This is a genomic window from Dietzia sp. PP-33, from assembly GCF_033790845.1.
GTDB lineage: Bacteria > Actinomycetota > Actinomycetes > Mycobacteriales > Mycobacteriaceae > Dietzia.
Genome location: NZ_JAMYEI010000008.1, coordinates 160,264 through 186,142, shown reverse-complemented (window position 1 = coordinate 186,142; position 25,879 = coordinate 160,264). Strand labels below are relative to the sequence as shown.

General features: G+C 68.5%; 29 protein-coding genes. 28 read left to right on the top strand and 1 reads right to left on the bottom strand.

Features of this window, described 5'->3' with window-relative positions; genetic code table 11:
* The first annotated feature begins 120 nt into the window (after nucleotides 1–120).
* From NJE57_RS14785 to tuf, 13 genes are all read left to right on the top strand, one after another.
* The gene (locus NJE57_RS14785) at nucleotides 121–942 is read left to right on the top strand and encodes a TIGR03084 family metal-binding protein (RefSeq protein ID WP_319029277.1); all 822 of its coding nucleotides are present in this window, start codon (nucleotides 121–123) and stop codon (nucleotides 940–942) included.
* Between the two features lie 101 nt (nucleotides 943–1,043).
* Complete coding sequence (locus tag NJE57_RS14780) at nucleotides 1,044–2,810, top strand: acyclic terpene utilization AtuA family protein (protein WP_319029354.1); 1,767 nt, start codon at nucleotides 1,044–1,046, stop codon at nucleotides 2,808–2,810.
* Nucleotides 2,807–4,033 (top strand): acyl-CoA dehydrogenase family protein, encoded by a 1,227-nt coding sequence (locus tag NJE57_RS14775; protein ID WP_319029276.1) that lies wholly within the window; start codon nucleotides 2,807–2,809, stop codon nucleotides 4,031–4,033. Before NJE57_RS14780 ends, NJE57_RS14775 begins: the two co-directional genes overlap by 4 nt.
* Nucleotides 4,030–5,628, top strand: coding sequence for an acyl-CoA carboxylase subunit beta (locus NJE57_RS14770; RefSeq protein WP_319029275.1), 1,599 nt, complete (start codon nucleotides 4,030–4,032; stop codon nucleotides 5,626–5,628). The genes NJE57_RS14775 and NJE57_RS14770 overlap by 4 nt, the downstream gene beginning before the upstream one ends.
* Before the next feature lie 11 nt (nucleotides 5,629–5,639).
* A complete protein-coding gene (locus tag NJE57_RS14765) occupies nucleotides 5,640–7,721 on the top strand; it encodes a biotin carboxylase N-terminal domain-containing protein (protein WP_319029274.1) in 2,082 nt (693 codons plus the stop codon).
* 5 nt (nucleotides 7,722–7,726) lie between these two features.
* Nucleotides 7,727–8,908: an acyl-CoA dehydrogenase family protein gene (locus NJE57_RS14760; RefSeq protein WP_319029273.1), complete on the top strand. Its 1,182-nt coding sequence runs from the start codon at nucleotides 7,727–7,729 to the stop codon at nucleotides 8,906–8,908.
* A gap of 25 nt (nucleotides 8,909–8,933) precedes the next feature.
* Nucleotides 8,934–9,746, top strand: coding sequence for an enoyl-CoA hydratase family protein (locus NJE57_RS14755; protein WP_319029272.1), 813 nt, complete (start codon nucleotides 8,934–8,936; stop codon nucleotides 9,744–9,746).
* A 66-nt stretch (nucleotides 9,747–9,812) separates the two neighbouring features.
* Nucleotides 9,813–10,946: an NDMA-dependent alcohol dehydrogenase gene (locus NJE57_RS14750; protein WP_319029271.1), complete on the top strand. Its 1,134-nt coding sequence runs from the start codon at nucleotides 9,813–9,815 to the stop codon at nucleotides 10,944–10,946.
* Nucleotides 10,947–10,957: 11 nt separating this feature from the next.
* Nucleotides 10,958–11,608, top strand: a complete 651-nt coding sequence (locus NJE57_RS14745) for a TetR/AcrR family transcriptional regulator (RefSeq protein WP_319029270.1) — start codon at nucleotides 10,958–10,960, stop codon at nucleotides 11,606–11,608.
* Between the two features lie 199 nt (nucleotides 11,609–11,807).
* Nucleotides 11,808–12,179 (top strand): 30S ribosomal protein S12, encoded by a 372-nt coding sequence (gene rpsL, locus NJE57_RS14740; protein ID WP_319029269.1) that lies wholly within the window; start codon nucleotides 11,808–11,810, stop codon nucleotides 12,177–12,179.
* Nucleotides 12,179–12,649 carry a 30S ribosomal protein S7 gene (gene rpsG, locus NJE57_RS14735; protein WP_179525929.1) on the top strand — a complete coding sequence of 157 codons (471 nt, stop codon included), beginning with the start codon at nucleotides 12,179–12,181 and terminating at the stop codon, nucleotides 12,647–12,649. The genes rpsL and rpsG overlap by 1 nt, the downstream gene beginning before the upstream one ends.
* Before the next feature lie 199 nt (nucleotides 12,650–12,848).
* Nucleotides 12,849–14,960, top strand: coding sequence for an elongation factor G (fusA, locus tag NJE57_RS14730; RefSeq protein WP_319029268.1), 2,112 nt, complete (start codon nucleotides 12,849–12,851; stop codon nucleotides 14,958–14,960).
* Between the two features lie 177 nt (nucleotides 14,961–15,137).
* On the top strand, nucleotides 15,138–16,328 hold the full coding sequence (tuf, locus tag NJE57_RS14725) for an elongation factor Tu (protein ID WP_319029267.1): 1,191 nt from the start codon (nucleotides 15,138–15,140) through the stop codon (nucleotides 16,326–16,328).
* A 106-nt stretch (nucleotides 16,329–16,434) separates the two neighbouring features.
* Here the strand turns inward: tuf and NJE57_RS14720 are convergent, their stop codons facing one another.
* A complete protein-coding gene (locus NJE57_RS14720; RefSeq protein WP_319029266.1) occupies nucleotides 16,435–16,707 on the bottom strand; it encodes a hypothetical protein in 273 nt (90 codons plus the stop codon).
* Between the two features lie 547 nt (nucleotides 16,708–17,254).
* On the opposite strand from NJE57_RS14720, the gene rpsJ reads away from it, so the two are divergent.
* From rpsJ to rplE, 15 genes are all read left to right on the top strand, one after another.
* A complete protein-coding gene (gene rpsJ, locus NJE57_RS14715) occupies nucleotides 17,255–17,560 on the top strand; it encodes a 30S ribosomal protein S10 (protein ID WP_003938093.1) in 306 nt (101 codons plus the stop codon).
* 52 nt (nucleotides 17,561–17,612) lie between these two features.
* Complete coding sequence (gene rplC / locus NJE57_RS14710) at nucleotides 17,613–18,278, top strand: 50S ribosomal protein L3 (protein ID WP_319029265.1); 666 nt, start codon at nucleotides 17,613–17,615, stop codon at nucleotides 18,276–18,278.
* On the top strand, nucleotides 18,275–18,973 hold the full coding sequence (gene rplD, locus NJE57_RS14705; protein ID WP_319029264.1) for a 50S ribosomal protein L4: 699 nt from the start codon (nucleotides 18,275–18,277) through the stop codon (nucleotides 18,971–18,973). The genes rplC and rplD overlap by 4 nt, the downstream gene beginning before the upstream one ends.
* Nucleotides 18,970–19,272, top strand: a complete 303-nt coding sequence (gene rplW / locus NJE57_RS14700; protein WP_319029263.1) for a 50S ribosomal protein L23 — start codon at nucleotides 18,970–18,972, stop codon at nucleotides 19,270–19,272. The genes rplD and rplW overlap by 4 nt, the downstream gene beginning before the upstream one ends.
* Before the next feature lie 31 nt (nucleotides 19,273–19,303).
* The gene (gene rplB / locus NJE57_RS14695; RefSeq protein WP_319029262.1) at nucleotides 19,304–20,140 is read left to right on the top strand and encodes a 50S ribosomal protein L2; all 837 of its coding nucleotides are present in this window, start codon (nucleotides 19,304–19,306) and stop codon (nucleotides 20,138–20,140) included.
* Nucleotides 20,141–20,154: 14 nt separating this feature from the next.
* Nucleotides 20,155–20,436 carry a 30S ribosomal protein S19 gene (rpsS, locus tag NJE57_RS14690; protein WP_007628126.1) on the top strand — a complete coding sequence of 94 codons (282 nt, stop codon included), beginning with the start codon at nucleotides 20,155–20,157 and terminating at the stop codon, nucleotides 20,434–20,436.
* Nucleotides 20,433–20,873, top strand: coding sequence for a 50S ribosomal protein L22 (gene rplV, locus NJE57_RS14685; protein WP_319029261.1), 441 nt, complete (start codon nucleotides 20,433–20,435; stop codon nucleotides 20,871–20,873). The genes rpsS and rplV overlap by 4 nt, the downstream gene beginning before the upstream one ends.
* Nucleotides 20,874–21,707 carry a 30S ribosomal protein S3 gene (rpsC, locus tag NJE57_RS14680; protein WP_319029260.1) on the top strand — a complete coding sequence of 278 codons (834 nt, stop codon included), beginning with the start codon at nucleotides 20,874–20,876 and terminating at the stop codon, nucleotides 21,705–21,707.
* Between the two features lie 2 nt (nucleotides 21,708–21,709).
* Nucleotides 21,710–22,126 (top strand): 50S ribosomal protein L16, encoded by a 417-nt coding sequence (rplP, locus tag NJE57_RS14675; protein ID WP_017838198.1) that lies wholly within the window; start codon nucleotides 21,710–21,712, stop codon nucleotides 22,124–22,126.
* On the top strand, nucleotides 22,126–22,356 hold the full coding sequence (gene rpmC / locus NJE57_RS14670; RefSeq protein ID WP_017838199.1) for a 50S ribosomal protein L29: 231 nt from the start codon (nucleotides 22,126–22,128) through the stop codon (nucleotides 22,354–22,356). The genes rplP and rpmC overlap by 1 nt, the downstream gene beginning before the upstream one ends.
* 17 nt (nucleotides 22,357–22,373) lie before the next feature.
* Entirely contained in the window at nucleotides 22,374–22,649 is a 276-nt protein-coding gene (gene rpsQ / locus NJE57_RS14665; RefSeq protein WP_413464418.1) for a 30S ribosomal protein S17, read from the top strand.
* Between the two features lie 272 nt (nucleotides 22,650–22,921).
* Complete coding sequence (locus NJE57_RS14660) at nucleotides 22,922–24,262, top strand: alpha/beta hydrolase family protein (protein WP_319029258.1); 1,341 nt, start codon at nucleotides 22,922–22,924, stop codon at nucleotides 24,260–24,262.
* Between the two features lie 146 nt (nucleotides 24,263–24,408).
* Complete coding sequence (rplN, locus tag NJE57_RS14655) at nucleotides 24,409–24,777, top strand: 50S ribosomal protein L14 (protein WP_319029257.1); 369 nt, start codon at nucleotides 24,409–24,411, stop codon at nucleotides 24,775–24,777.
* A gap of 1 nt (nucleotide 24,778) precedes the next feature.
* On the top strand, nucleotides 24,779–25,093 hold the full coding sequence (gene rplX, locus NJE57_RS14650) for a 50S ribosomal protein L24 (RefSeq protein WP_319029256.1): 315 nt from the start codon (nucleotides 24,779–24,781) through the stop codon (nucleotides 25,091–25,093).
* A gap of 2 nt (nucleotides 25,094–25,095) precedes the next feature.
* Entirely contained in the window at nucleotides 25,096–25,668 is a 573-nt protein-coding gene (rplE, locus tag NJE57_RS14645) for a 50S ribosomal protein L5 (RefSeq protein ID WP_319029255.1), read from the top strand.
* The last annotated feature ends 211 nt before the right edge of the window (nucleotides 25,669–25,879 follow it).

Here is a 25,879-nt window from a genome sequence, read left to right as displayed (position 1 = left end):
GGGCGTCCCGCGTCCTGATGTGACCGGGATCACCGCTCGATCACACTCGCAAATCGGTCGAGATAAAGCAAGCAAGCAAGCATGCTTGCTTTATTTATGGCCGGGTGGGAGTCTGGTGCCATGCAGACGAGCAACCAGCCCTCGGCGACGGAGGACCCGCACGCGGTCCTGGCCGCGCTCAGTGCCCGAGTAGACGACCTCGTCGAGACCGCCGGTCCCGACGCCTGGAACCTGGACACCCCGGCCGCGGGCTGGGATGTCGGTATGCAGATCGCCCATCTGGCCTGGACCGACGAGGTCTCCGTCACCGCCGTCACGGACCCGGACGCCTTCCAGGCGGTCGTCGAGAAGGCCATGGCGGACCCGACCGGATTCGTCGACGCCGGAGCCGCCGAGATCGCCGCCACCGGCCGCGACGAGGTCCTGGCCCGCTGGCGCCTGGCCAGGGGAGCACTCGCGGACGCTCTCAAGGCCGCGGATCCGGGCGACCAGATCCCGTGGTTCGGCCCGCCGATGCGGTCCAAGTCCATGACCACCGCGCGGATCATGGAGACCTGGGCACACGGCATCGACGTCGCCGACGCCGTCGGTACCTCCGTGGACGTCGATCCGGCCTTCGTCTCGGCGCTGCCGCACGTGGCCCGCCTGGGCGTCAAGACCCGCGGCTTCGCCTACCTGATGAACGGGCTCGAGGCCCCCGCCTCCGAGGTCCACGTCGCTCTCACCCTGGCCGACGGCACGATCCTCGAGTTCGGCCCCGCCGACGCCGAGCAGCGTGTCACGGGCCCGATCCTCGACTTCTGTCTGCTGGTCACGCAGCGCGTCCACCTCGATGACACCGCCCTCGAGGCGGTCGGCGAGGACGCGCTGGGCTGGCTGCGCATCGCCCAGGCCTTCGCCGGACTCCCCGGCGGCGGCCGTGAGAAGGGAGCACGGGCATGACCGCGTCCACCCCCGCGTCGTCCACCGACCCCGCGCCGCTGCGAGTCGGCGCTGAGTCCGTCGGCTCGGAGTCGACGGTGCCTCCGCTCCGCGTCGGCAACATGTCCGGTTTCTACGGCGACCGCATCTCCGCGATGCGCGAGATGCTCGAGGGTGGCGAGCTCGACGTCCTCACCGGTGACTACCTGGCCGAGCTGACCATGCTCATCCTCGGCCGCGACCGGATGAAGAGCGCCGATCTCGGGTACGCCAAGACCTTCCTGCGTCAGCTCGAGGACTGCCTCGGACTCGCGCTGGAGAAGAACGTCACGATCGTGGCCAACGCGGGCGGGGTCAACCCCGCGAGCCTGGCCGACGCGGTGCGTGACCTGGGCTCGCGTCTCGGCCTGTCGCCGAGGGTCGCGCATGTCGAGGGCGACGACCTCATCGCCCGGATCGGCGAGCTCGACGTCCCGGACGACGCAGGCTTCCCGGTCACCGCCAACGCCTACCTGGGTGCGTTCGGGATCGCCCGCTGCCTCGACGCCGGGGCCGACGTCGTGGTCACCGGCCGGGTCACCGACGCCTCTGTGATAGTCGGACCCGCGATCAGCCACTTCGGCTGGACCCGCTCCGACCTCGACGCGTTGGCCGGCGCCACCGCCGCCGGGCACGTCATCGAGTGCGGCACGCAGGCCACCGGCGGCAACTACTCGTTCTTCAACCGCGGAGAGATCGCCGATCCCGTCACTCCCGGATTCCCGATCGCCGAGATCTCCGCCGACGGCAGTTCGGTCATCACCAAGCACGCCGGGACCGGGGGAGCGGTCACGGTCGGCACGGTCACCTCGCAGCTCCTCTACGAGGTCACCGGCGCGCGCTACGGCGGGCCCGACGTCGTCACCCGTCTCGACACCGCCCGCCTCGAGCAGGAGGGCCCCGACCGCGTCCGCATCTCCGGTGTGCGGGGCGAGACCGCCCCCACCACCACCAAGGTGTCGGTGACGTGCCTCGGTGGCTTCCGCAACGAGGTCACGTTCCTGCTCACCGGGCTGGACATCGAGGACAAGGCCGCACTGGTCGAGCGCCAGTTCCTGGCCGGCCTCGCCACCCGCCCGGCGGAGATCGACTTCCGCCTGAGCCGCACGGACCACGCGGACGCCGACACCCAGGCCGCGGCGACCGCCCTGCTGACCGTCGTCGCCTGGGATCCGGACTCCGACGTGGTGGGCCGGGCGTTCTCCGACGCCGCGGTGGCCATGATCCTGGCCAGCTACCCAGGTGCAACCCCCAGCGCGCCCCCCGGTCGCGGCGGCCCGTATGGCGTGTACATCCCCGCGTACCTCGAGCAGGAAAAGGTGCCGCACGTCGCGGTGCTCCCCGACGGGAACCGGGTGGACATCGCGCCCCCGGAGTCCAGGGCGGAGATGGGCGACGGCCACGCTTCCGACGGACTCGACGCGGACGGCGCCCCGCTGCCGGCGTCCACCCCCGCCACCGGCTCCTCCACCCCTCGCCCCCTGGGCGACGTCCTCGGCGCGCGCTCCGGCGACAAGGGCGGCACCGCGAACATCGGACTGTGGGCCGGTGACGACGAGGCCTATCGCTGGATGCTCGACACCCTGACCGTCGACGAACTCCGTCGACTGCTGCCGGAGACCGCCGACCTGCCGATCGAGCGCTACGAGCTGCCCCGCCTGCACGCGGTGAACTTCGTCGTCGACGGGCTGCTCGGCAAGGGCGTCGCCCACGGCTACCGCTGGGATCCCCAGGCCAAGGGCCTGGCCGAGTGGCTGCGCTCCCGCGTCGTCGACGTCCCCGACCACATCACCGCACCCGTACCCGCCCCGGCCAGCGCCGCCGGGACCCATGCCGAGGAGAACGCGTGACCAACGCACGCAGTACGGCCCCCGCCGTCCCACGCAGTACGGCCCCCGCCGTCCCGCCCCATGTACCGGGGGATCCCTGGTACTCCGACGAGAGTCTCGCCCTGCGCGAGACCACGACCCGGTTCGCCGAGCGCGAGATACTGCCCCACCTGCACGAATGGGAGGCGGCGGGGTCGATTCCCCGCGAACTGCACCGCAAGGCGGGCGAACTGGGCCTGCTCGGGGTCTCGTTCCCCGAGGAGGTCGGCGGCGGGGGCGGCGACATGCGCGACTCCCTGGTCGTGTGCGAGGCACTGCACGAGGCCGGTGTGTCCGGCGGTGTGTTCGCCTCGCTGTTCACCTGTGGCATCGCCACCCCGCACCTGGCCCAGTCCGGGCGACCGGACCAGATCGAGCGCTGGGTCAAGCCCACACTCGCCGGCGAGATGATCGGCTCCCTGGCCATCACCGAACCCGGTGGCGGTTCGGACGTCGGGCACCTGACCACCAGCGCACGGCGCGACGGCGACCACTATGTCGTCAACGGCGCCAAGACCTACATCACCTCCGCGACCCGCGCGGACTACGTCGTCACCGCGGTCCGCACCGGCGGCGCGGAGCTCAAGGGAGCGGCCGGCGTCAGCCTCCTGGTGATCCCGACGGACACCCCGGGCTTCCACATCTCGGCGCCACTCGACAAGCTGGGGTGGCGTGCCTCCGACACCGCCGAGCTCACCTTCACCGACTGCCGGGTGCCGGCGGAGAACCTCGTCGGTGCGGAGAACGACGGCTTCGCACAGATCGCGATCGGATTCGTCGGCGAGCGTGCCGCGCTGGCCTGCCAGGGATACTCCCAGGCCCAGCGCTGCCTGGACCTGACGTTGGGATGGGTCCGGGAGCGCGAGACCTTCGGCCGGCCACTGCTGTCCCGGCAGGCCGTGCAGAACACGGTCACCGAGATGGCCCGCCGCATCGACCTCGCCCGCACCTACACGCACCACTGCGTGGACCTGGCCGTGTCCGGACACGACGCGATCGCCGAGGTCTGCTTTGCCAAGAACACCGCCGTGGAGTGCGCCGAATGGGTCGCCAACCAGGCGGTCCAACTCTTCGGCGGGCTCGGCTACATGGCCGAGTCCGAGGTGAGCCGCCAGTTCCGCGACGTCCGTCTCCTCGGAATCGGCGGAGGCACCACCGAGATCCTGACCACCCTCGCCGGACGACGTTTGGGGTACACCGCATGACCATCCTGCGTTCCACGCTCGACACCACCAGCGCCGAGTTCGGCGCCGCCAGAGAGGTGATGGAGAGCAAGCTCGAGCAGCTCACCGCCGACCTCGAACCCGCCCTCGCCGGCGGTGGTGAGCGCAAGGTCGCGCGTCACCGCGACCGCGGCAAGTTCACCGCCCGGGAGCGGATCGACATGATCCTCGACCGGGAGTCCCCGTTCCTGGAGCTGTGCGCGCTCGCCGCGTGGGGCTCCGACTTCCAGACCGGCGCCTCCGTGGTCGCCGGGATCGGGGTGGTCGAGGGCGTGGAGTGCCTGGTCATCGCCAACGACCCCACGGTCAAGGGCGGGACGTCCAACCCGTGGACGCTGCGCAAGATCCTCCGCCTCAACGACGTGGCCATGAAGAACCGGCTCCCGGTGATCAGCCTCGTCGAATCCGGTGGCGCCGACCTGCCCACGCAGAAGGAGGTGTTCATCCCCGGAGGTGCGCTCTTCCGCGATCTCACGCGCCTGTCGAAGGCCGGCATCCCCACCATCGCCGTGGTCTACGGCAACTCCACCGCCGGCGGCGCGTACGTGCCGGGCATGAGTGACCACGTCGTGATGATCGAGGAGCGCTCGAAGGTGTTCCTCGCCGGTCCGCCGCTGGTCAAGGCCGCCACCGGCGAGATCGCCGACGAGGAGACTCTCGGCGGTGCCGAGATGCACGCGCGGGTCTCCGGCCTCGCGGACCACTTCGCCCGCGACGAGGCCGACGCCGCGCGCATCACACGCGGCATCGTCCGCCGGCTGAACTGGTCGAAGTCCGGACGCACCCCGCGAGCCGAGGTCATCGAGCCCCTGTACGGCAACGAGGACCTGCTCGGCATCGTCCCCGAGGACCTCAAGATCCCCTTCGACCCCCGCGAGATCATCGCCCGCGTCGTGGACGGCTCCGACTTCGACGAGTTCAAGCCGCTCTACGGCGCGAGTCTGGTGACCGGGTGGGCCGAGATCCACGGCTACCCGGTGGGCATCATCGCCAACGCCCGCGGCGTGCTGTTCAGCGAGGAGGCGCAGAAGGCCACCCAGTTCATCGAGTTGGCCAACCGCTACGACACCCCGCTGGTGTTCATGCACAACACCACCGGTTACATGGTGGGGTCCGAGTACGAGCGCGGCGGCATCATCAAGCACGGTGCGATGATGATCAACGCTGTCTCCAACTCCGAGGTCCCCCACCTGTCGTTGATCACCGCCGCCTCCTACGGTGCCGGCCACTACGGCATGTGCGGCCGCGCCTTCGACCCGCGGTTCCTCTACACCTGGCCCAGCTCCAAGTCCGCCGTCATGGGGGCCCAGCAGCTCGCCGACGTCGTGACCTCCGTGGCCGCGGCGGCCTCCGCCGCCCGTGGTGAGGAGATGGACACCGAGACCATCGACGGTCTCAAGACGATGATCTCCGACCAGATCGAGAAGGAGTCGTTGCCGGCGTTCCTGTCCGGGATGCTCTACGACGACGGCGTCATCGACCCCCGCGACACCCGGACGGTGCTGGGCCTCAGCCTGTCCGCGATCCACTCCGGAGAAGTCGCCGGAACCGACCGCTTCGGCGTCTTCCGGATGTGAGGAACGAAACCATGCAGAATTCACCCACCCCAGCTCCGATCACCTCGGTGCTGGTGGCCAACCGAGGCGAGATCGCCCGGCGAGTCCACCGCACCGCCCGCGCACTCGGCATGACCACGGTGGCCGTATTCTCGGACGCCGACGCCGACGCGCCGCACACCCGCGAGGCCGACGCGGCCGTCCGGCTCCCGGGCAACACCCCCGGGGAGACCTACCTGCGCGGCGACCTCGTCATCGAGGCCGCGAAAGCCGCCGGGGCCGATGCCATCCACCCCGGGTACGGCTTCCTGTCCGAGAACGCCGGGTTCGCCCGCGCCGTGATCGACGCCGGTCTCACCTGGGTCGGCCCTCCGCCCGAGTCCATCGAATCCATGGGCTCCAAGATCGAGGCCAAGAAGACGATGGCCGAGGCGGGCGTCCCCATGCTCACCGACCTCGAGCCCTCAGACGTCACCGAGAACCTCCTCCCGGTGCTGGTCAAAGCTTCCGCTGGTGGCGGCGGCCGCGGCATGCGCGTGGTCCGCACCCTGAAGTCGCTGCACGACGAGATCGCGGGCGCCCAGCGTGAGGCCAAGTCCGCGTTCGGCGACGACGCCGTGTTCTGCGAGCGGTACCTCGAGCGTGGACGCCACATCGAGGTCCAGATCATGGCTGACGCCCACGGCACCGTCTGGGCGGTGGGCGAGCGCGAGTGCTCGATCCAACGCCGCCACCAGAAGGTCATCGAGGAGGCCCCGAGTCCGCTCGTCGAGCGGACCCCGGGGATGCGGGAGAAGCTGCACTCAGCGGCCCGCGACGCCGCCGCCGCGATCGGGTACACCGGTGCGGGCACGGTCGAGTTCCTGGCGACCGACGACGGCGAGTTCTTCTTCCTCGAGATGAACACCCGCCTCCAGGTGGAGCACCCGGTCACCGAGGCCACCACCGGTCTGGACCTGGTCGCCCTCCAGTTCGACGTGGCAGCGGGCCTGCCTCTGCCGTCCGCCGAACCCCCGGCCCCCCACGGGTGGTCGTTCGAGGCCCGCCTCTACGCCGAGGACCCGGCAGGCGACTACACGCCGGGATCCGGGACGCTGTGGGCGCTCGACGTGCCCGGGGTGTCCACGACCTTCGAGGGACCGCACCGGCCCGGAATCCGCCTGGACAGTGGGGTCGAACCCGGGGCGGACGGCGCGCTGATCGGCGTGCACTACGACCCGATGCTGGCCAAGGTCATCTCCTACGGCCGTACCCGCTCCGAGGCCTGCGCCTCCCTCGCCGGCGCCCTGGCCCGCGCGAAGGTCCACGGCCTGATCACCAACCGGGCCCAGCTCGTCCGCGTGCTGCGTCACCCGGAGTTCATCGCCGGCAACCTGTCCACCGCGTTCCTCGACGACCACGGTGTCGATCACAACGGTGCGCAGGCGCTCGTCGCCCCGCTGGCCGATGACGAGGCCGTGCAGATCTCGGCGCTGGCCGCCGCGGTCGTGTCCGGGACCGCCGACCACGCCGCCGGGCCCGTCGCCCTGGCCCAGGCGGGATTCCGCAACGTCGGTCGCACGCTGCAGAAGCGGACCTTCCGCCACGGCGAGGACGAGCTCGAGGTGGCATACATCCGCGACCGCTCCGGCGCCCGCGCGGACGGCGATCTCGCCGAGGTCGTCAGCGTCGGCCAGGTCCGCGCGGACGCCGTCGACTTCGAGGTCAGGGGAGTGCGCCGCACCTTCGCCGTGGCCCGCTACGAGGTTGCCGGGGCGGACACCGTCGTCGAGGTGGACTCCCCGCTCGGCCCCGTCTCGCTCGTCGAACCGCCCCGCTACACCGACCCGGCCGCCGAGGTCGCCGCCGGTTCACTGCTCGCGCCCATGCCGGGCGCGGTCATCCGCGTGGCGGTCTCAGTCGGTGACACCGTCACCGCCGGCCAGCCGCTGCTGTGGATGGAGGCCATGAAGATGGAACACACCATCTCCGCCGCCGTCGACGGCATCGTCAGCGAGCTCCCGGTCGAGGTGGGCAGCCAGGTCGAGTCCGGCACCATCCTCGCCGTCGTCACCGAACCCGGCACCGACACCGACAGCACCGACACCTCCGACACCACCACCCCCCAGGAGTGACCACGATGACCGACATCTCACAGATCCCCAACCCCGTCGTCGACACCGAGGAGCAGAAGCAACTCCGCAAGGTCGCCTTCGACCTGGGCTCGCGATACGGCATGGAGTACATGCGCGAGAAGTCCGACGCCGGTGAGACCACCGACGAGTTGTGGACCGAGGCGGGCAGGCTCGGACTGCTGGGCGTGAACCTTCCCGAGGAGTACGGCGGCGGCGGGGCCGGCATGACCGAGCTCGCGATGGTCGAGGAGGAGCTCTCCGCCGCGGGTGCCGGGCTGCTCATGATGGTGGTCTCGCCCGCCATCAACGGCACCATCATCTCCCGCTTCGGGACCGAGGAGCAGAAGAAGCGCTGGCTTCCGGGCCTGGCCTCGGGCGAAATCATCACCTCCTTCGCGATCACCGAGCCGGACGCCGGGTCCAACTCCCACGCCATCACCACCACCGCGCGCCGGGACGGCTCGGACTTCCTGCTCACCGGGCAGAAGACCTACATCTCCGGCGTCGACCAGGCCGACGCCATCCTCGTGGTGGCCCGACTCGAGGGCGCCGCGAGCGGGAAGCTCCAGCCGGCACTGTTCATGGTGCCCACCGACGCCCCGGGGCTCGAGCGCACCCACATCCCCACCGAGGTGCGCACGCCCGAGCGGCAGTTCCAGCTGTACTTCGACGACGTGCGGCTGCCCGCCGACGCGCTCATCGGAGACGGCGACACCGCGCTGCTCATGCTCTTCGCGGGCCTCAACCCCGAACGCATCATGGCTTCCGGAATGGCGATCGGTTCCGCGCGCTACGCGATGGACAAGGCCACCAAGTACGCCAACGAGCGCACCGTGTGGAAGACCCCGATCGGCGCCCACCAGGGGATCGCCCACCCCCTCGCCCAGTGCAAGATCGAGCTCGAACTGGCCCGGCTCATGATGCGCAAGGCCGCCGCGCTCGTCGACGCCGGCCTGGACGACCTCGCCGGCGAGGCCGCCAACATGGCCAAGTACGCCTCCGGAGAGGTCTCCGCCCGCACCGTCGACCAGGCCATCCAGACCCTCGGCGGCAACGGGTTGTCGGTGGAGTACGGCCTCGCCGGCATGCTCGCCGCGTCGCGCCTGCCCCGCATCGCCCCGGTGAGCCGGGAGATGATCCTCAACTACGTGGCCCAGCACTCGCTCGGGTTGCCGAGGAGCTACTGAGGTGGCCGCGGTGGACGATCAGACGGTGAGTGAACAGACGGCGGGTGATCAGACCGTGGTGCGGTACGAGGTCACCGGCGGTGCCGCCCGCGTGATTCTGGACTCGCAGCACAACCGCAACGCCATCTCGACCGCGCTGGTCGAGCAGCTGCACGCGGCGCTCGACCGGGCGGCCGCGGACGACGGCGCCCGCGTGGTGGTCCTCGGTCACGTCGGCGGGACCTTCTGCGCCGGTGCCGACCTCAGCGAAGCCTCCGCGGCCGGAGCCGACGGGAGCAGCCCGGAGGATCAGGCCGCCGAGCGGACCCGGATCTTCCTGGGACTGCTCCGGGCGATCATCTCGCACCCCAAGCCGGTGATCGCGGCCGTCGACGGCCACGTCCGCGCGGGCGGGATGGGCCTGCTCGCCGCCTGCGACCTCGCGCTCGCCGGACCGGCGTCGACGTTCGCGCTCACCGAGGTCCGCCTGGGTCTGGCGGCGGCCATGATCTCGGTGCCGCTGGCAGCGCGTGTGAACTCACGGGACCTCGCACGTGCACTCCTGACGGGGGAGAAGTTCGACTCCGCACACGCCCGGCGGATCGGCCTGCTGTCGGACGCGGTCGATAACCTCGACGCCGCCGTCGACGAGCTCGTCGACTCCTTCCGGCCCTGCTCACCGCAGGGCCTCGCGGAGAACAAGGCGCTGCTGGCGGGGCCGATCCTGGCCGAGCTCGACGCCCGTGGAGACGACCTCGCCGGGGTCACCGCGCGGTTGTTCACCACGCCCGAGGTTGCCGAGGGAATGACCGCGTTCCTGGAACGCCGACAGCCCTCCTGGGCGAGCACCGCAGAGTAGCGTGTGATGTGGCCCTGGTCACATGACCAGTGCTACATCATCAGCTCTCGTTCGAGGAGTAAGAGTATGCGCACCAAGGCCGCCATCATCCGTGAGCCCAAGCAGGACGGTTGGGAGATCGTCGACGTCGACATCGACGATCCCACGGCGGGAGAGGTCCAGATCAAGCTCGCCGCGTCGGGGCTCTGCCATTCGGACGAGCACCTGCTCACCGGCGACCTGCAGTTCGAGTCCTACCCGATCATGGGCGGTCACGAGGGCGCCGGGGTCGTCACCAAGGTCGGCGAGGGTGTGATCGGCCTAGAGGAGGGGGACCACGTCGTCCTGGCGTTCATCCCCGCCTGCGGCACCTGCCCGCCCTGCTCCGAGGGACTGCAGAACCTCTGTGACAACGGCGCCGGTCTGCTCAGCGGACGGGCGATCAGCGACGACGGCTACCGGGTGCACACCGCCGACGGCGAGCCCGTGGCGACCATGTGCGTCCTGGGGACCTTCGCGCCCCACGTCACCGTCCACCAGTCCTCGGTCGTGAAGATCGAGAAGGACATCCCCCTCGACAAGGCAGCGCTGCTCGGCTGCGGCGTGTGCACCGGCTGGGGTTCGGCCACCGAGATCGGACAGGCCAAGGAGGGCGACGTCGTCGTCGTGGTGGGCGTCGGGGGGATCGGGATCAACTCGGTCCAGGGCGCCGCGGCGGCCGGGGCGCGCGTGATCGTGGCCGTCGACCCGGTCGAGTTCAAGCGCGAGAAGGCCATGGAGTTCGGGGCCACCCACACGTGCGCCTCCATGGACGACGCCATGGCGCTGGTGGGGGAGCTCAGCTGGGGACGTATGGCCGACCTGGTCCTGCTCACCATGGGCGTCGTCGAGGGCAAGGACCTCCTGCCCGGGCTGACGCTCACGGGCAAGGGTCGCAGGTGTGTGGTGGTGGGGCTCGGCGACATGATGGCCGTCGACGCCCAGGTGTCCATCCTCGACCTCGCGATGCAGCAGAAGACCCTGCAGGGTGCCATCTTCGGGGGTACCGGTCCGCGCAAGCAGATCCCGCACCTGCTGCACCAGTACCGGGCCGGCAACCTCAAACTCGACGAGTTGGTCACCAAGACCTATCGGCTCGACGAGATCAACCAGGGGTACCAGGACATGCGCGACGGCAAGAACATCCGCGGTGTGATCATCTACGACGAGCGGGACTGGTAACAGGAGGAAGAATGACGGAGACCGAGCAACGGACCCCCAAGCAGGACCGTAGCCGCCTCACGCGGGAACGACTGCTCGGTGCCTCCATCGATCTCCTGGCGACGCAGGGCTGGGCGGCGACCACCGTGGGTGCGGTGGCCGCCGCCGCCGGCGTCTCACGGGGTGCCGCGCAGCACCACTTCCCGACCCGGGAGGACCTCATCACCGCCGCGCTCGGCCACATGATCGAACAGCGGATCGAGGACGTGCGCAGTGTGGGGCTGGACCTCCCCGATCCCGGGCCGGAGCGGACGGTGGCCGTCGTGCGTCTCATCGTCCAGCACTACACCTCGGACCTGTTCAAGGCCGCGCTACACGTGTGGACCGCGGCGGCGAGCGATCCGGCGCTCAGCGATCGGGTGCTGCCGCTCGAGAGCCACATGTCCCGTGAGGTCCTGGCGATCGCCGCGGCCGCCCTCGGCCGCGACCCCGGCGACGCCCGGGTGCGCCGGTCCCTCCAGGCCACCCTCGACCTCGCCCGCGGGCTCGGTCTCGCGGACGTGCTCTCCGACGACTCGGCGAGGCGTGAGAAGGTGATCCGCTTCTGGGCCGAGACGCTCGATCTGGTGCTCGCCGACACCGGCGAGACCCGGAGCGACGGTGTCGCCCCGGCCCCGTTTTGACCGATCATCCAGGCGGCGGTTAGGCTTGACCATCGTGCTCGCAGTATGCGAGCTGGAGGATCGTGCCCAGTAGGCCAGCGAGAGCGGCTGACGTGGTCGCCCGTGCGCCCGTCGGGGAGCGCGAGAGTCCGGATACGAGCAACGTCCCAGTGACCGGTGGTCGCCCCCGAGGAGGCCGCCAGCTAGAGAAAGTCGGTTCATGCCAACCATCAACCAGCTGGTCCGCAAGGGCCGCCAGGACAAGAAGACGTCGTCGGCGACGGCCGCCCTCAAGGGCTCGCCGCAGCGCCGCGGCGTGTGCACCCGCGTGTACACCACCACCCCCAAGAAGCCGAACTCCGCGCTGCGGAAGGTGGCGCGTGTGCGTCTGACCAGCGGCATCGAGGTCTCCGCCTACATCCCCGGTGAGGGTCACAACCTGCAGGAGCACTCGATGGTGCTCGTTCGTGGCGGTCGAGTGAAGGACCTCCCGGGTGTCCGGTACAAGATCATCCGCGGCTCGCTCGACACCCAGGGTGTCAAGGACCGCAAGCAGGCCCGCTCCCGCTACGGCGCCAAGAAGGAGAAGTAATGCCTCGTAAGGGTCCCGCCCCGAAGCGCCAGCTCATCAACGACCCGGTCTACGGGTCGCCGCTGGTCACGCAGCTCGTCAACAAGATCCTCCTCGACGGCAAGAAGACGACCGCCGAGCGCATCGTCTACTCGGCGCTGGAGATCTGCCGTGAGAAGACCGGTACCGACCCGGTTCTCACCCTCAAGAAGGCCCTCGACAACGTCAAGCCGGCCCTCGAGGTCCGCTCCCGCCGCGTCGGTGGCGCCACCTACCAGGTGCCCGTCGAGGTCCGGCCCGGCCGTTCCACGACCCTCGCCATGCGCTGGCTGGTGACCTTCTCCCGGCAGCGTCGCGAGAACAGCATGGTCGAGCGTCTCGCCAACGAGATCCTCGACGCCTCGAACGGCCTGGGTGCCGCGGTCAAGCGCCGCGAGGACACCCACAAGATGGCCGAGGCCAACCGGGCGTTCGCACACTACCGCTGGTGATCCAGCCGGGCCCCGGAGCGGGGGACGCCCACCGGGCGTCACCTCTCCGGGGTCCCCCCGCCGCCCTGAGGGTGGCATCATTGAACGAGGGTCGGCCCCGCGCGAGGCGAAGCGGGGCGCGGCCCGGCACCACAGACCCGGTTCGGACGGTCGATGACGACCGCCCGGGCCACCTAAGACTCACGATCGGGGACCATCCGTGGCACAGGACGTGCTGACCGACCTGAACAAGGTCCGCAACATCGGCATCATGGCGCACATCGACGCCGGTAAGACAACCGTCACCGAGCGCATCCTGTTCTACACGGGTGTCAACCGCAAGGCGGGCGAGACGCACGACGGCGCCTCGACCACCGACTGGATGGAACAGGAGAAGGAGCGCGGCATCACGATCACCTCGGCCGCCGTCACCTGTTTCTGGTCCGACAACCAGATCAACATCATCGATACCCCGGGTCACGTCGACTTCACCGTCGAGGTCGAGCGGTCTCTCCGCGTCCTCGACGGCGCGGTCGCGGTGTTCGACGGCAAGGAGGGCGTCGAGCCCCAGTCCGAGCAGGTCTGGCGCCAGGCCGAGAAGTACGACGTCCCGCGCATCTGCTTCGTCAACAAGATGGACAAGATGGGCGCGGACTTCTACTACACGGTCCAGACCATCATCGACCGGCTTGGCGCCAAGCCGCTGGTCCTCCAGCTGCCGATCGGCGCCGAGGACCAGTTCGACGGTGTCGTCGACCTCGTCGAGATGAAGGCCCTCGTCTGGCCCGGTAAGACCGAGATCGGCGCCGATGCGCAGGTCCAGGACATCCCGGCCGATCTGCAGGAGAAGGCCGACGAGTACCGGGAGAAGCTCCTCGAGGCCGTCGCCGAGAGCGACGAGGCCCTCATGGAGAAGTACTTCGGTGGCGAGGAGCTGTCGACCGGGGACATCAAGGCCGCGATCCGCAAGATGACCGTGAACGCCGAGATCTACCCGGTGCTGTGCGGATCGGCGTACAAGAACAAGGGCGTGCAGCCCCTGCTCGACGCCGTCATCGACTTCCTCCCGAACCCGCTGGACGTCGGCTCGATCCACGGCCACGCCGTGGGCGACGAGGAGAAGGAGATCCGTCGTCAGCCGTCCAAGGACGAGCCGTTCGCGGCGCTGGCGTTCAAGATCGCCGTGCACCCGTTCTTCGGTGAGCTGACCTTCGTCCGCGTGTACTCGGGACGTATCGACCCGAGCACGCAGGTACAGAACGCGACCAAGGGCAAGAAGGAGCGCGTCGGCAAGCTCTTCCAGATGCACGCCAACAAGGAGATGCCCGTCGAGGAGGCCGTCGCCGGCCACATCTACGCGTTCATCGGCCTCAAGGACACCACCACGGGCGACACCCTGTGCGACCTGCAGAACCAGGTCATCCTCGAGTCGATGACGTTCCCGGCGCCGGTCATCGACGTCTCGATCGAGCCCAAGACCAAGGCGGACCAGGAGAAGCTCGGTACGGCGATCCAGAAGCTGGCCCGTGAGGACCCGACGTTCTCCGTCCGGCTGGACGACGAGACCGGACAGACCGTCATCGGCGGCATGGGTGAGCTCCACCTGGACGTCCTCGTCGACCGCATGAAGCGCGAGTTCAAGGTCGAGGCCAACGTCGGCAAGCCGCAGGTCGCCTACCGGGAGACCATCAAGGGCACGGTCGAGAAGTACGACTACACCCACAAGAAGCAGACCGGTGGTTCCGGTCAGTTCGCGAAGGTGCAGATCCGTCTCGAGCCCCTCCCGCAGGAGCAGATCGAGGCCGGGGAGACGTACGAGTTCTCCGACAAGGTCACCGGTGGCCGTATCCCCAAGGAGTACATCCCCTCGGTGGACCACGGCATCAAGGACGCCATGCAGTACGGCGTCCTCGCCGGCTACCCGATGGTCAACGTGAAGGCCACGCTGATCGACGGCGCCTACCACGAGGTCGACTCCTCGGAGATGGCGTTCAAGGTCGCGGGCTCGATGGCCTTCAAGGAGGCCTCCCGCCGGTGTCAGCCCGTGATCCTCGAGCCGCTGATGGCCGTCGAGGTCGTCACGCCGGAGGACTACATGGGTGACGTCATCGGCGACATCAACTCCCGTCGCGGCATGATCCAGGCGATGGAGGAGCGCTCCGGCGCCCGCGTCGTCAAGGCCAACGTGCCGCTGTCCGAGATGTTCGGCTACGTCGGCGACCTCCGGTCGAAGACGCAGGGCCGGGCCAACTACTCGATGGTCTTCTCCCACTACGCCGAGGTCCCGGCGAGTGTGTCCAAGGAGATCATCGCCAAGGCGACCGGCGAGTAACCGGTAGCGGTCCCGCCCCGTCGACGAGAGGGGGTGGGACCGATTATCGGCGGCGCACGGTCGAACCTCCGGGTGGCCGCCGGTTCGTGCCCACCACGGCACGATGAGTAAGATCAGATCCCACACAACGCAGGTCCCACTATCCAGTGCGGACAGACCAGTCCAGGAGGACAACAAGTGGCGAAGGCGAAGTTCGAGCGGACGAAACCGCACGTAAACATCGGCACCATCGGTCACGTCGACCACGGCAAGACCACCACCACCGCGGCCATCACCAAGGTTCTGGCGGAGACTTTCCCCGATCTCAACGAGGCGTTCGCGTTCGACCAGATCGACAAGGCGCCGGAGGAGAAGGCTCGTGGTATCACGATCAACATCTCCCACGTCGAGTACCAGACCGAGAAGCGCCACTACGCGCACGTCGACGCCCCCGGTCACGCCGACTACATCAAGAACATGATCACCGGTGCCGCGCAGATGGACGGCGCGATCCTGGTCGTGGCGGCCACCGACGGTCCGATGCCGCAGACCCGCGAGCATGTGCTGCTCGCGCGTCAGGTCGGCGTGCCCTACATCCTCGTCGCGCTCAACAAGTGCGACATGGTCGACGACGAGGAGATCCTCGAGCTCGTCGAGATGGAGGTGCGTGAGCTCCTCGCCTCGCAGGAGTTCGACGAGGACGCCCCCATCGTCCAGATCTCTGCTCTCAAGGCGCTTGAGGGTGACGAGAAGTGGGTCCAGGCCATCGTCGACCTCATGAAGGCGTGCGACGACTCCATCCCCGACCCCGAGCGTGAGACGGAGAAGCCGTTCCTCATGCCCGTCGAGGACGTCTTCACGATCACCGGTCGTGGCACCGTCGTCACCGGCCGTATCGAGCGTGGCAAGGTCAACGTCAACGAGGATGTCGAGCTCATCGGCATCAAGGAGAAGGCGACCAAGACCACCATCACGGGCATCGAGATGTTCCGTAAGCTCCTCGACTACGGCGAGGCCGGCGACAACGTGGGTCTGCTCGTGCGCGGTCTCAAGCGCGAGGAGGTGGAGCGTGGTCAGGTCGTCATCAAGCCGGGCGCCTACACCCCGCACACCAACTTCGAGGGCCAGGCGTACATCCTGTCCAAGGACGAGGGCGGCCGTCACACGCCGTTCTTCAACAACTACCGTCCGCAGTTCTACTTCCGCACCACGGACGTGACCGGCGTCGTGACCCTCCCCGAGGGCACCGAGATGGTCATGCCGGGCGACAACACCGAGATGAGCGTCGAGCTCATCCAGCCGGTCGCCATGGACGAGGGCCTGCGCTTCGCGATCCGTGAGGGTGGCCGCACCGTCGGCGCCGGTCAGGTCACCAAGATCGTCAAGTGATCGACTGACCCTGCGGGTCGGACGGCACGTCCGGACCACAAGAGTGAGGGGCGCTCCACCGCGAGGTGGGGCGCCCCTCAGTCGTCCGCGGGGACGGGTGCGGCGACTACCGTCGTCGCCCCATGACGCTCATCGCCACCGACAGCCCGACCGCGGCCACGCCAGCGAGAGCGGTCACGGCCACAGCGGCGACCTGCTCTGCCGTCGCAGCGTTGTCCGGGCGTCTGCCGGCGGCGAGCCCATGGCGACGGTCGACCTCCTGCAGCGCGCGGAGCATCTCGTCCGGATCGCCACCCTTGTCGGGATGGTGGCGCAGGACGGCCTGGCGCCTGTCCCGCTTGTAGGCGGCGGGGTCGCGTGGCTCGCGTCGGCTGTTCACGTTCTGCTCTCCTGGGGGGACGTGGCGCGTGGGCGCTGATGGTTCGACGGTACAGAAATCGTGGTGATCGCCGCGCGGCTTCGTCACCGCCGAGGCCTCCGATTTTGTTCCCGGCGCCCCTGTACGGCATACTGGTCGAGTTGCCCGGACAAGACGGCGAACTCGTGTGGACCCCTGGGTCCCGCGGACAGCCGGGTTGGTCGGGCGAGCACGACGTGGCGGGTGAGCGATCACCCGCCGGAAAAGTGGGAGGGCGACACGCCCGACCGCGTGGACGCGTCGTGACACGTCAACAGCGGCAGCGGATCGGTTCCGCCGTCACCCTCGCCCCGCGGGAGTGCGGCACTCCGTCCTCTGGAGGTCCCTGAGTCGTGTCACGTTCGTGAGCGCGCGACGGAGGTCCTCCACGACAGAGCACCGATGCATGTGACCGGGTGATCGACGGTCTGACGGTGTCACGTATGACCAGCGAACACAGAAGTGTCCCCCGCGAAGCGAGGGCGCTCACGACAGCCGCCTTCACGGGCGGGGGGAGAATGAGGACGAAGTGGCGGGACAAAAGATCCGCATCCGGCTCAAGGCCTATGACCACGAGGCCATCGACGCCTCGGCGCGCAAGATCGTCGAGACGGTCACCCGTACGGGAGCTCGTGTCGTCGGCCCGGTGCCGTTGCCGACAGAGAAGAACGTTTACTGCGTCATCCGCTCGCCGCACAAGTACAAGGACTCGCGCGAGCACTTCGAGATGCGGACGCATAAGCGGTTGATCGACATCCTCGACCCCACGCCCAAGACCGTGGACGCGCTCATGCGCATCGACCTGCCCGCCAGCGTCGACGTCAACATCCAGTGACCTCCGACCGAGCAGCGGTCAGCAAGCAACGTGCAGCGGAGACAGTGAACAGATGAGTACTACCGAGATCAAGGGAATCCTGGGCGCGAAGCTCGGCATGACCCAGGTCTTCGACGAGAACAACCGGGTCGTCCCGGTTACCGTCATCAAGGCCGGGCCGTGTGTCGTTACCGGGATCCGTACAGAAGAGACCGACGGCTACAACGCCGTACAGATCGCCTTCGGCGCGATCGACCCCCGAAGGGTCACCAAGCCCGTCACGGGTCAGTTCTCCAAGGCGGGTGTGACCCCGCGTCGCCACCTCGCGGAGATCCGGCTCGACAACGCCGAGCAGGCCGCGGCCTTCGAACTCGGCCAGGAGATCGGCGCGGACGCGTTCTCCGACGGCGCGTTCGTCGACGTGACCGGCACCTCGAAGGGCAAGGGCTTCGCCGGCACCATGAAGCGTCACGGCTTCCATGGTCAGGGCGCCTCACACGGCACGCAGGCCGTGCACCGGCGTCCGGGCTCCATCGGTGGCGCGTCCACTCCCGGTCGCGTGTTCAAGGGCAAGAAGATGTCCGGCCGCATGGGCAACGAGCGCGTGACCACGATGAACCTCAAGGTCCACAAGGTCGACGCCGAGGCCGGCGTCCTCCTCATCAAGGGTGCAGTCCCGGGCCGCAACGGCGGCCTCGTGATGGTCCGATCCGCAGTGAAGGGCGGTGCGCGCGCATGACCACGACGGAGAACACCGTGAATCTCAAGCTTGACGTCCGTACCCCGGCCGGTTCGGCCAACGGGTCGGTCGAGCTGCCCGCCGAGATCTTCGGCGTGGAGCCCAACCTGTCCCTGATGCACCAGGTCGTGGTGGCGCAGCTCGCCGCGGCCCGTCAGGGGACGCATTCGACCAAGACCCGCGGCGAGGTCCGTGGCGGTGGGCGCAAGCCGTTCCGCCAGAAGGGGACCGGTCGCGCCCGTCAGGGCTCGACCCGCGCCCCCGCCTACACGGGCGGTGGCACGGTGCACGGCCCCAAGCCGCGCGATTACTCGCAGCGCACCCCCAAGAAGATGAAGGCCGCCGCTCTCCGTGGCGCCCTCTCGGACCGGGCCGCGAGCGAGCGGATCCACGTCGTCACCGAGTTCGTCGAGGGCCAGAAGCCCTCCACGGCCGGCGTCCGTGACTTCCTCGGGAGCATGTCCGACCGCAAGAAGTTCCTGGTGGTCGTGAGCCGCGAGGACACCGCCGCGTGGCGTTCGGTCGGCAACCTCGACCACGTCCACCCGATCGCTCCGGATCAGCTCAACACCTACGACGTCCTGCGTGCAGACGACGTCGTGTTCACGGTGGAGGCTCTGGACGCGTTCGTCACGCAGGCGAGCCAGCGTGCCGCAGGCACGAAGAACACCGCCGCGAAGGAGGCCGACAAGTGAGCACCGTCGCCGACCCCCGGGACGTGATCCTCGCCCCCGTCGTCTCCGAGAAGGCCTACGGCCTGCTCGAGCAGGGCGTGTACACGTTCCTGGTCGCCCCGGACGCCAACAAGACGCAGATCAAGATCGCCATCCAGGAGATCTTCGGCGTCACCGTGGAGTCCGTGAACACCGCCAACCGTCAGGGCAAGCGCAAGCGCACCCGCACCGGGTTCGGACAGCGCAAGAGCACCAAGCGCGCCATCGTGACCCTCGCGGCTGACAGCAAGCCCATCGAGATCCCGGGTCTGACCGCCTGACGGCGGGAAGAGTTAAGGACGAGAGAACCTCATGGCTATCCGCAAGTACAAGCCCACGACGCCCGGCCGTCGCGGCTCGAGCGTCTCGGACTTCGCCGAGATCACGCGCTCGACGCCCGAGAAGTCGCTGCTGCGTCCACTGCACAAGACCGGCGGTCGTAACGGACACGGTCGCATCACCACCCGTCACAAGGGTGGCGGACACAAGCGCCAGTACCGCGTCATCGACTTCCGTCGTAACGACAAGGACGGCGTCGACGCCACCGTCGCGCACATCGAGTACGACCCGAACCGCACCGCCAACATCGCCCTCCTGCACTACGCGGACGGCGAGAAGCGGTACATCCTGGCCCCGCGCAATCTCAAGCAGGGTATGAGGATCGAGTCGGGCGTCGGTGCCGACATCAAGACCGGCAACAACCTGCCGCTCCGCAACATCCCCGCGGGCACCGTCGTGCACGCGGTGGAGCTCCGCCCCGGCGGCGGTGCCAAGATGGCGCGCGCGGCCGGTGCCGGCATCCAGCTGCTCGGCAAGGAGGGCGCGTACGCCTCCCTCCGCATGCCGTCCGGTGAGATCCGCCGGGTCGACGTACGCTGCCGCGCCACGATCGGCGAGGTCGGCAACGCCGAGCAGGGAAACATCAACTGGGGTAAGGCCGGCCGCATGCGGTGGAAGGGCGTTCGCCCGACCGTCCGCGGCGTCGTGATGAACCCCATCGACCACCCGCACGGTGGTGGCGAGGGCAAGACGTCCGGTGGACGTCACCCCGTCAGCCCGTGGGGCGAGCCCGAGGGCAGGACCCGCAAGCCCAACAAGGCGAGTGACAAGATGATTGTCCGTCGCCGTCGCACCGGTAAGAAGCGTTAAGGAGGGAAACTAGGATGCCTCGTAGTCTCAAGAAGGGTCCGTTCGTCGACGAACACCTCCTCGCGAAGGTGGACGTGCAGAACGACAAGGGCACTCATCAGGTCATCAAGACCTGGTCGCGTCGCTCGACGATCCTGCCAGATTTCATCGGCCACACGTTCGCCGTCCATGATGGCCGTAAGCACGTGCCCGTATTCGTGTCCGACTCCATGGTGGGTCACAAGCTCGGCGAGTTCGCGCCGACGCGCACGTTCAAGGGGCACATCAAGGACGATCGGAAGAGTAAGCGTCGATGAGCACTGATACCAGAAAGATCGCCGAAGGTTCGGCGCAGGACGAGCAGACGCTCACCGCCCGGGCCACCGCCAAGTTCGTCCGCGTCACGCCCATGAAGGCGCGTCGTGTGATCGACCTGATCCGCGGCAAGGACGCCGCCGACGCACTGGACATCCTGCGCTTCGCGCCGCAGGCCGCCAGTGAGCCGGTCGGCAAGGTCCTCGCGTCCGCGATGGCGAACGCCGAGAACAACCTCGACCTGGATCCGCGGACCCTGGTCGTGTCGGCCGCTTTCGCGGACGAGGGACCGACCCTGAAGCGGTTCCGCCCGCGAGCACAGGGTCGTGCGTTCCGCGTACGCAAGCGCACGAGCCACATCACCGTCGAGGTGACCAGCGTGCCCGAGAAGGCCGGTTCGACCGGCCGGGGCCGTCGTAACCAGGGAGGTGCCCGCTAAATGGGACAGAAGATCCATCCGCACGGCTTCCGTCTCGGCATCACCTCGGACTGGACGTCCAAGTGGTACGCCGACAAGCAGTACGCGGACTACGTCGCCGAGGACATCAAGATCCGCCAGCTCCTGTCCAAGGGCATGGAGCGGGCCGGCATCTCGGGTGTGGACATCTCCCGGACGCGTGACCGCGTCAACGTCGACATCCACACCGCCCGCCCGGGCATCGTGATCGGTCGTCGCGGGGCCGAGGCCGACCGCCTCCGTGGGGAGCTCGAGAAGCTCACCGCCAAGCAGGTCCACCTCAACATCCTCGAGATCAAGAACACCGAGGCCGACGCCCAGCTCGTGGCGCAGGGCATCGCGGAGCAGCTGTCCAATCGCGTGGCGTTCCGTCGCGCGATGCGTAAGGGCATCCAATCCGCCATGCGCCAGCCGCAGGTCAAGGGCATCAAGGTGGTCTGTTCGGGTCGTCTCGGCGGTGCCGAGATGTCGCGTTCGGAGCGCTACCACGAGGGCCGCGTCCCGCTCCACACCCTGCGTGCCGAGATCGACTACGGTACCTACGAGGCCAAGACGACCTTCGGTCGGATCGGCGTCAAGGTGTGGATCTACAAGGGTGACGTCGTCGGCGGTCGTCGCGAGTCGGACCAGTTCGCCCAAGCCAGCAACCGCGGTGGCGCAGACCGAGGGCCTCGTCGCGAGCGCGGCGCCGGCCGTCCGCGTCGCTCCGGCGCCCAGGGCACCACGGCCACCAGCACCGAGACCGGCCGCGCCGGTTCCGGCCCGGCTGCCGAGGCGCCCGCTCAGGCTCCGCAGAATCAGACCAGGGAGGCGTGACAGTGCTTATCCCCAAGCGCGTCAAGCACCGCAAGCAGCACCACCCCGGCCGTAGTGGCGGGGCCAAGGGCGGCACCAAGGTGACGTTCGGCGAGTACGGCATCCAGGCTCTCGAGCCGGCGTACGTGACGAACCGTCAGATCGAGTCCGCACGTATCGCGATCAACCGTCACATCAAGCGTGGTGGCAAGGTGTGGATCAACATCTACCCCGATCGCCCGCTGACCAAGAAGCCCGCCGAGGTCCGCATGGGCTCCGGTAAGGGTTCCGTCGAGTGGTGGGTCGCCAACGTCAAGCCGGGTCGCATCCTCTTCGAGATGTCGTACCCCAATGAGGAGACCGCACGCGAGGCACTTCGTCGCGCGCAGCACAAGCTCCCGTGCAAGACTCGTATCGTGACCCGGGAGGAGCAGTTCTGATGGCTAGTGGAACCACCGCCCCCGAGTTGCGCGAACTCGACGCCGACGCGCTGACCGCGCGTCTGCGTGAGGCCAAGGAAGAGCTGTTCAACCTGCGCTTCCAGATGGCCACCGGTCAGCTGACCAACAACCGTCGCCTGCGGGTCGTCCGTCACGACATCGCACGTATCTACACCGTCATCCGTGAGCGCGAGCTCGGGCTGTCGGCGGCGCCGGGTGATGCCAAGTGAGTGACAAGGAAGCAGCCGTGACTGAGGCCAGCGAGAACACCGAGCGCAACAGCCGCAAGGTGCGGATCGGGTACGTCGTGTCCGACAAGATGGAGAAGACCATCGTCGTCGAACTCGAGGACCGTGTGAAGCACCCGCTCTACGGCAAGATCATGCGTCGTAGCGACCGCGTGAAGGCTCATGACGAGTCCAACACCGCCGGTGTCGGCGACCGCGTGCGGATCATGGAGACCCGCCCGCTGTCCGCCACCAAGCGGTACCGCCTCGTAGAGGTGCTGGAGCGCGCCAAGTAAGATCCCGCTCCGAATCGTCCGAAGGCCCGGCCCCGACTTCTCGGGGCCGGGCCTTCGGCGTCGGCACCTGTAACGAACACCGGTGCCTGATACGACATCTCTGTATTGTGTCATCGGCTGTCGAGCCGGTGACCACCCCGCGGCCCGGGGAGTTCCGTGGACCGCGTCGCGCACGAGGACAGGATCACCCTATGACGGTATTGCCGGACTTCGACCGAGATGGGGGAGAGGGGCGGCGGCGAATCCGGACCACTCTCCGGGCAGGCACGGCGGTGGCTGTGACCTTGCTGGTCGGTGCCGGTGGGACCACGGCCGGCGCACAGAGCCTGGACCCGGCCTCCCTCACGCCGAGCGTCGCCCCCGGCAGCCTCTTCGGGGTCCCCTCGCTCAGTGTGGCCGCGCTCACCCAGTTGGGTGCGCCCATACCGCTGACGTCCGTACTCGGCTCCGTCGCCGCCGCGGGCTCCGGTGACTTCCCCCGGCCGGGAAGCTCCCAGTCCCCCGCGGGGCCCGTCGCCACGCGAGACGGATCCATCACCGAGACCACCGTCCGGGAGGTCGCGCCGTTGTTCCCGGGTTCACTGAACCCGCAGGACCGACGTGCCGAGGTGTGGACGGTGACCTCCGCCTCGATGCAGCGGACGGTCCGGGTGGAGGTGTACCGGGCGCCGGCAGGGGTGGACGCCCCGAACGTGTACTTCCTCGACGGGGTGGGCAGCGAGTCCCCCTCGGGATGGAGCACGGGGATGGGCTGGGGTGACCCCGCGCTGCGCGAGCGTGAGGTCAACGTGATCGCGCCGACGGGTGCCCCGGCCTCGATGTGGTCCGACTGGCAGACGGACGACCCTGTCCTGGGGCCCAACAAGTGGGAGACCTTCCTCGTCGACGAACTCCCGCTCCTGCTGGCGAAGGGCCGACCAGGGACTGTCGATCCGCTGGCCCACAACGGGAGCTGGGGGGTGATGGGTGTGTCGATGGGCGCGTCCGCGGCCGTGCACCTGACCAACGCGAATCCGAACATGTTCGACGCGGTGGCCGGCGTCAGCGGAGCCTATTCCACCACCGACGAACTCGGGTACCAGTACGCGCGGTTGACCGTCGCCGCCCGGAACGGTGACGTGACCAACATGTGGGGCCCCCGGGGTTCTCTCCAGTGGCGGGAGCACGACACCGTGGCCGACCCGTCCGGACTGAGAGGCAAGACCGTGTACCTGAGTGCGGCCACGGGCCGGGTCGGTTCCGCCGAGCTCGGTCACTTCGGCAGCAACGAGATGGTCCTCATCGACGGGCACGTCCTCGAGAAGGGGTCGTACGAGAGCACGCGGCAACTCGAATCGGCGCTCGGCGCGATCCCGGAGGTCGACCTGCGGATGAACTACCTCCCGACCGGCATCCACAACTGGCCCGTGTTCATCACCCAGATGCTGCCGGGCATGGATCACGTCCTGTCCGGTCTCGCAGCGGCGACCCCGAACGCGCGCACGATCGCCGGGGGACCGGACGGACGTTCCGTCGACGCGCCCGGGTCCCTCGGTTCGGCCGGTTCCCTCGGCTCGACCGGCTCGGCGGGTTCGACCGGCTCCGGCGGGTCGGCCGGTTCCGCCGGTCGCTGACGCTGATTTGGGGCTGGGAGACCGGGAGCCCTACACTGGAACAGTTGCCCGTGATGTTCGAGTCGCAAGACCGGCGCCGGGTGACGTGGCCGCGTGTGTCGGGTCGGAATCCGGCACACATCTGAACAAACCTGGTCAGGAGAACAATGATCCAGCAGGAGTCGCGACTCAAGATCGCCGACAACACGGGTGCCAAGGAGATTCTCTGCATCCGCGTTCTCGGTGGGTCCAAGCGTCGCTATGCAGGCGTGGGCGACATCATCGTCGCCACCGTCAAGGACGCCATCCCCGGTGGCAACGTGAAAAAGGGTGAGGTCATCAAGGCCGTCATCGTGCGCACCGCCAAGGAGCGCCGCCGCCCGGACGGCTCGTACATCAAGTTCGACGAGAACGCCGCCGTCATCATCAAGAACGACAACGACCCGCGTGGCACCCGCATCTTCGGGCCCGTCGGTCGCGAACTGCGTGACAAGAAGTTCATGCGTATCGTCTCGCTGGCTCCGGAGGTGCTCTGACATGAAGGTTCACAAGGGCGACACCGTCCTCGTCATCTCCGGTAAGGACAAGGGCGCCAAGGGCAAGGTCATCCAGTCCTTCCCCGAGCGGTCCAAGGTCCTCGTCGAGGGCGTCAACCGCATCAAGAAGCACACCGCCAACTCGGCTGCCGAGCGCGGCGCCTCCTCCGGTGGCATCGTCACCCAGGAGGCCCCGATCCACGTGTCCAACGTGATGGTCGTGGACGCCGACGGCGCTCCGACGCGCGTCGGAATCCGCACCGACGAGAACGGTAAGCGCGTCCGTGTCTCGCGCAAGACCGGGAAGGACCTGTGACCATGACTGAAACCGCTCTCCCCACCGGTTACACGCCGCGGCTCAAGGCTCGGTACGGATCCGAGATCCGACCGGCACTGAACGAGACGTTCGAGTACGCGAACGTCATGCAGATCCCCGGCGTCGTCAAGGTCGTCGTCAACATGGGTGTCGGCGACGCCGCCCGTGACGCCAAGCTGATCAACGGCGCCCTCAACGACCTCACGCTGATCACCGGCCAGAAGCCGCAGGTTCGCCGGGCCCGCAAGTCCATCGCGCAGTTCAAGCTCCGCGAGGGTATGCCCATCGGTGCGCGTGTGACGCTGCGTGGCGACCGCATGTGGGAGTTCCTGGACCGCCTGACGACGGTCGCCCTCCCGCGTATCCGCGACTTCCGTGGTCTGTCGGGCAAGCAGTTCGACGGGCACGGCAACTACACCTTCGGGCTCAACGAGCAGACCATGTTCTACGAGATCGACGTCGACAAGGTCGACCGTCCCCGGGGTATGGACATCACGGTCGTCACGACTGCGACCAACAATGAAGAGGGTCGAGCGCTGCTCAAGCACCTCGGCTTCCCCTTCAAGGAGGACTGACCTCGCGTCAGGGCCGGACCGGCCGTCCTCGTCGGGGCCCCGCACACGCGGGTCCCCGGCGACGGGCAGACGGCCCAGCCGTCGGGTCGCAGGTGGTGAGAAGAGCGCCACGCGCGGCGGGTACCCCGGCATCGTCACCGATGCCGGGCCCCACACAAATGAACATTCGAACTCTTCGCGATAGGCCCACGACGGACGCGGGTGGCCCACA

Coding starts and splice junctions, on each gene's coding strand:
- NJE57_RS14785 (WP_319029277.1), top strand. CDS start 121: ATGCAGACGAGCAACCAGCCCTCGGCGACGGAGGACCCGCACGCGGTC.
- NJE57_RS14780 (WP_319029354.1), top strand. CDS start 1,044: ATGTCCGGTTTCTACGGCGACCGCATCTCCGCGATGCGCGAGATGCTC.
- NJE57_RS14770 (WP_319029275.1), top strand. CDS start 4,030: ATGACCATCCTGCGTTCCACGCTCGACACCACCAGCGCCGAGTTCGGC.
- NJE57_RS14765 (WP_319029274.1), top strand. CDS start 5,640: ATGCAGAATTCACCCACCCCAGCTCCGATCACCTCGGTGCTGGTGGCC.
- NJE57_RS14760 (WP_319029273.1), top strand. CDS start 7,727: ATGACCGACATCTCACAGATCCCCAACCCCGTCGTCGACACCGAGGAG.
- NJE57_RS14750 (WP_319029271.1), top strand. CDS start 9,813: ATGCGCACCAAGGCCGCCATCATCCGTGAGCCCAAGCAGGACGGTTGG.
- NJE57_RS14745 (WP_319029270.1), top strand. CDS start 10,958: ATGACGGAGACCGAGCAACGGACCCCCAAGCAGGACCGTAGCCGCCTC.
- rpsL (WP_319029269.1), top strand. CDS start 11,808: ATGCCAACCATCAACCAGCTGGTCCGCAAGGGCCGCCAGGACAAGAAG.
- rpsG (WP_179525929.1), top strand. CDS start 12,179: ATGCCTCGTAAGGGTCCCGCCCCGAAGCGCCAGCTCATCAACGACCCG.
- rplC (WP_319029265.1), top strand. CDS start 17,613: ATGAGTACTACCGAGATCAAGGGAATCCTGGGCGCGAAGCTCGGCATG.
- rplD (WP_319029264.1), top strand. CDS start 18,275: ATGACCACGACGGAGAACACCGTGAATCTCAAGCTTGACGTCCGTACC.
- rplB (WP_319029262.1), top strand. CDS start 19,304: ATGGCTATCCGCAAGTACAAGCCCACGACGCCCGGCCGTCGCGGCTCG.
- rpsS (WP_007628126.1), top strand. CDS start 20,155: ATGCCTCGTAGTCTCAAGAAGGGTCCGTTCGTCGACGAACACCTCCTC.
- rplV (WP_319029261.1), top strand. CDS start 20,433: ATGAGCACTGATACCAGAAAGATCGCCGAAGGTTCGGCGCAGGACGAG.
- rpsC (WP_319029260.1), top strand. CDS start 20,874: ATGGGACAGAAGATCCATCCGCACGGCTTCCGTCTCGGCATCACCTCG.
- rpmC (WP_017838199.1), top strand. CDS start 22,126: ATGGCTAGTGGAACCACCGCCCCCGAGTTGCGCGAACTCGACGCCGAC.
- rplN (WP_319029257.1), top strand. CDS start 24,409: ATGATCCAGCAGGAGTCGCGACTCAAGATCGCCGACAACACGGGTGCC.
- rplX (WP_319029256.1), top strand. CDS start 24,779: ATGAAGGTTCACAAGGGCGACACCGTCCTCGTCATCTCCGGTAAGGAC.
- rplE (WP_319029255.1), top strand. CDS start 25,096: ATGACTGAAACCGCTCTCCCCACCGGTTACACGCCGCGGCTCAAGGCT.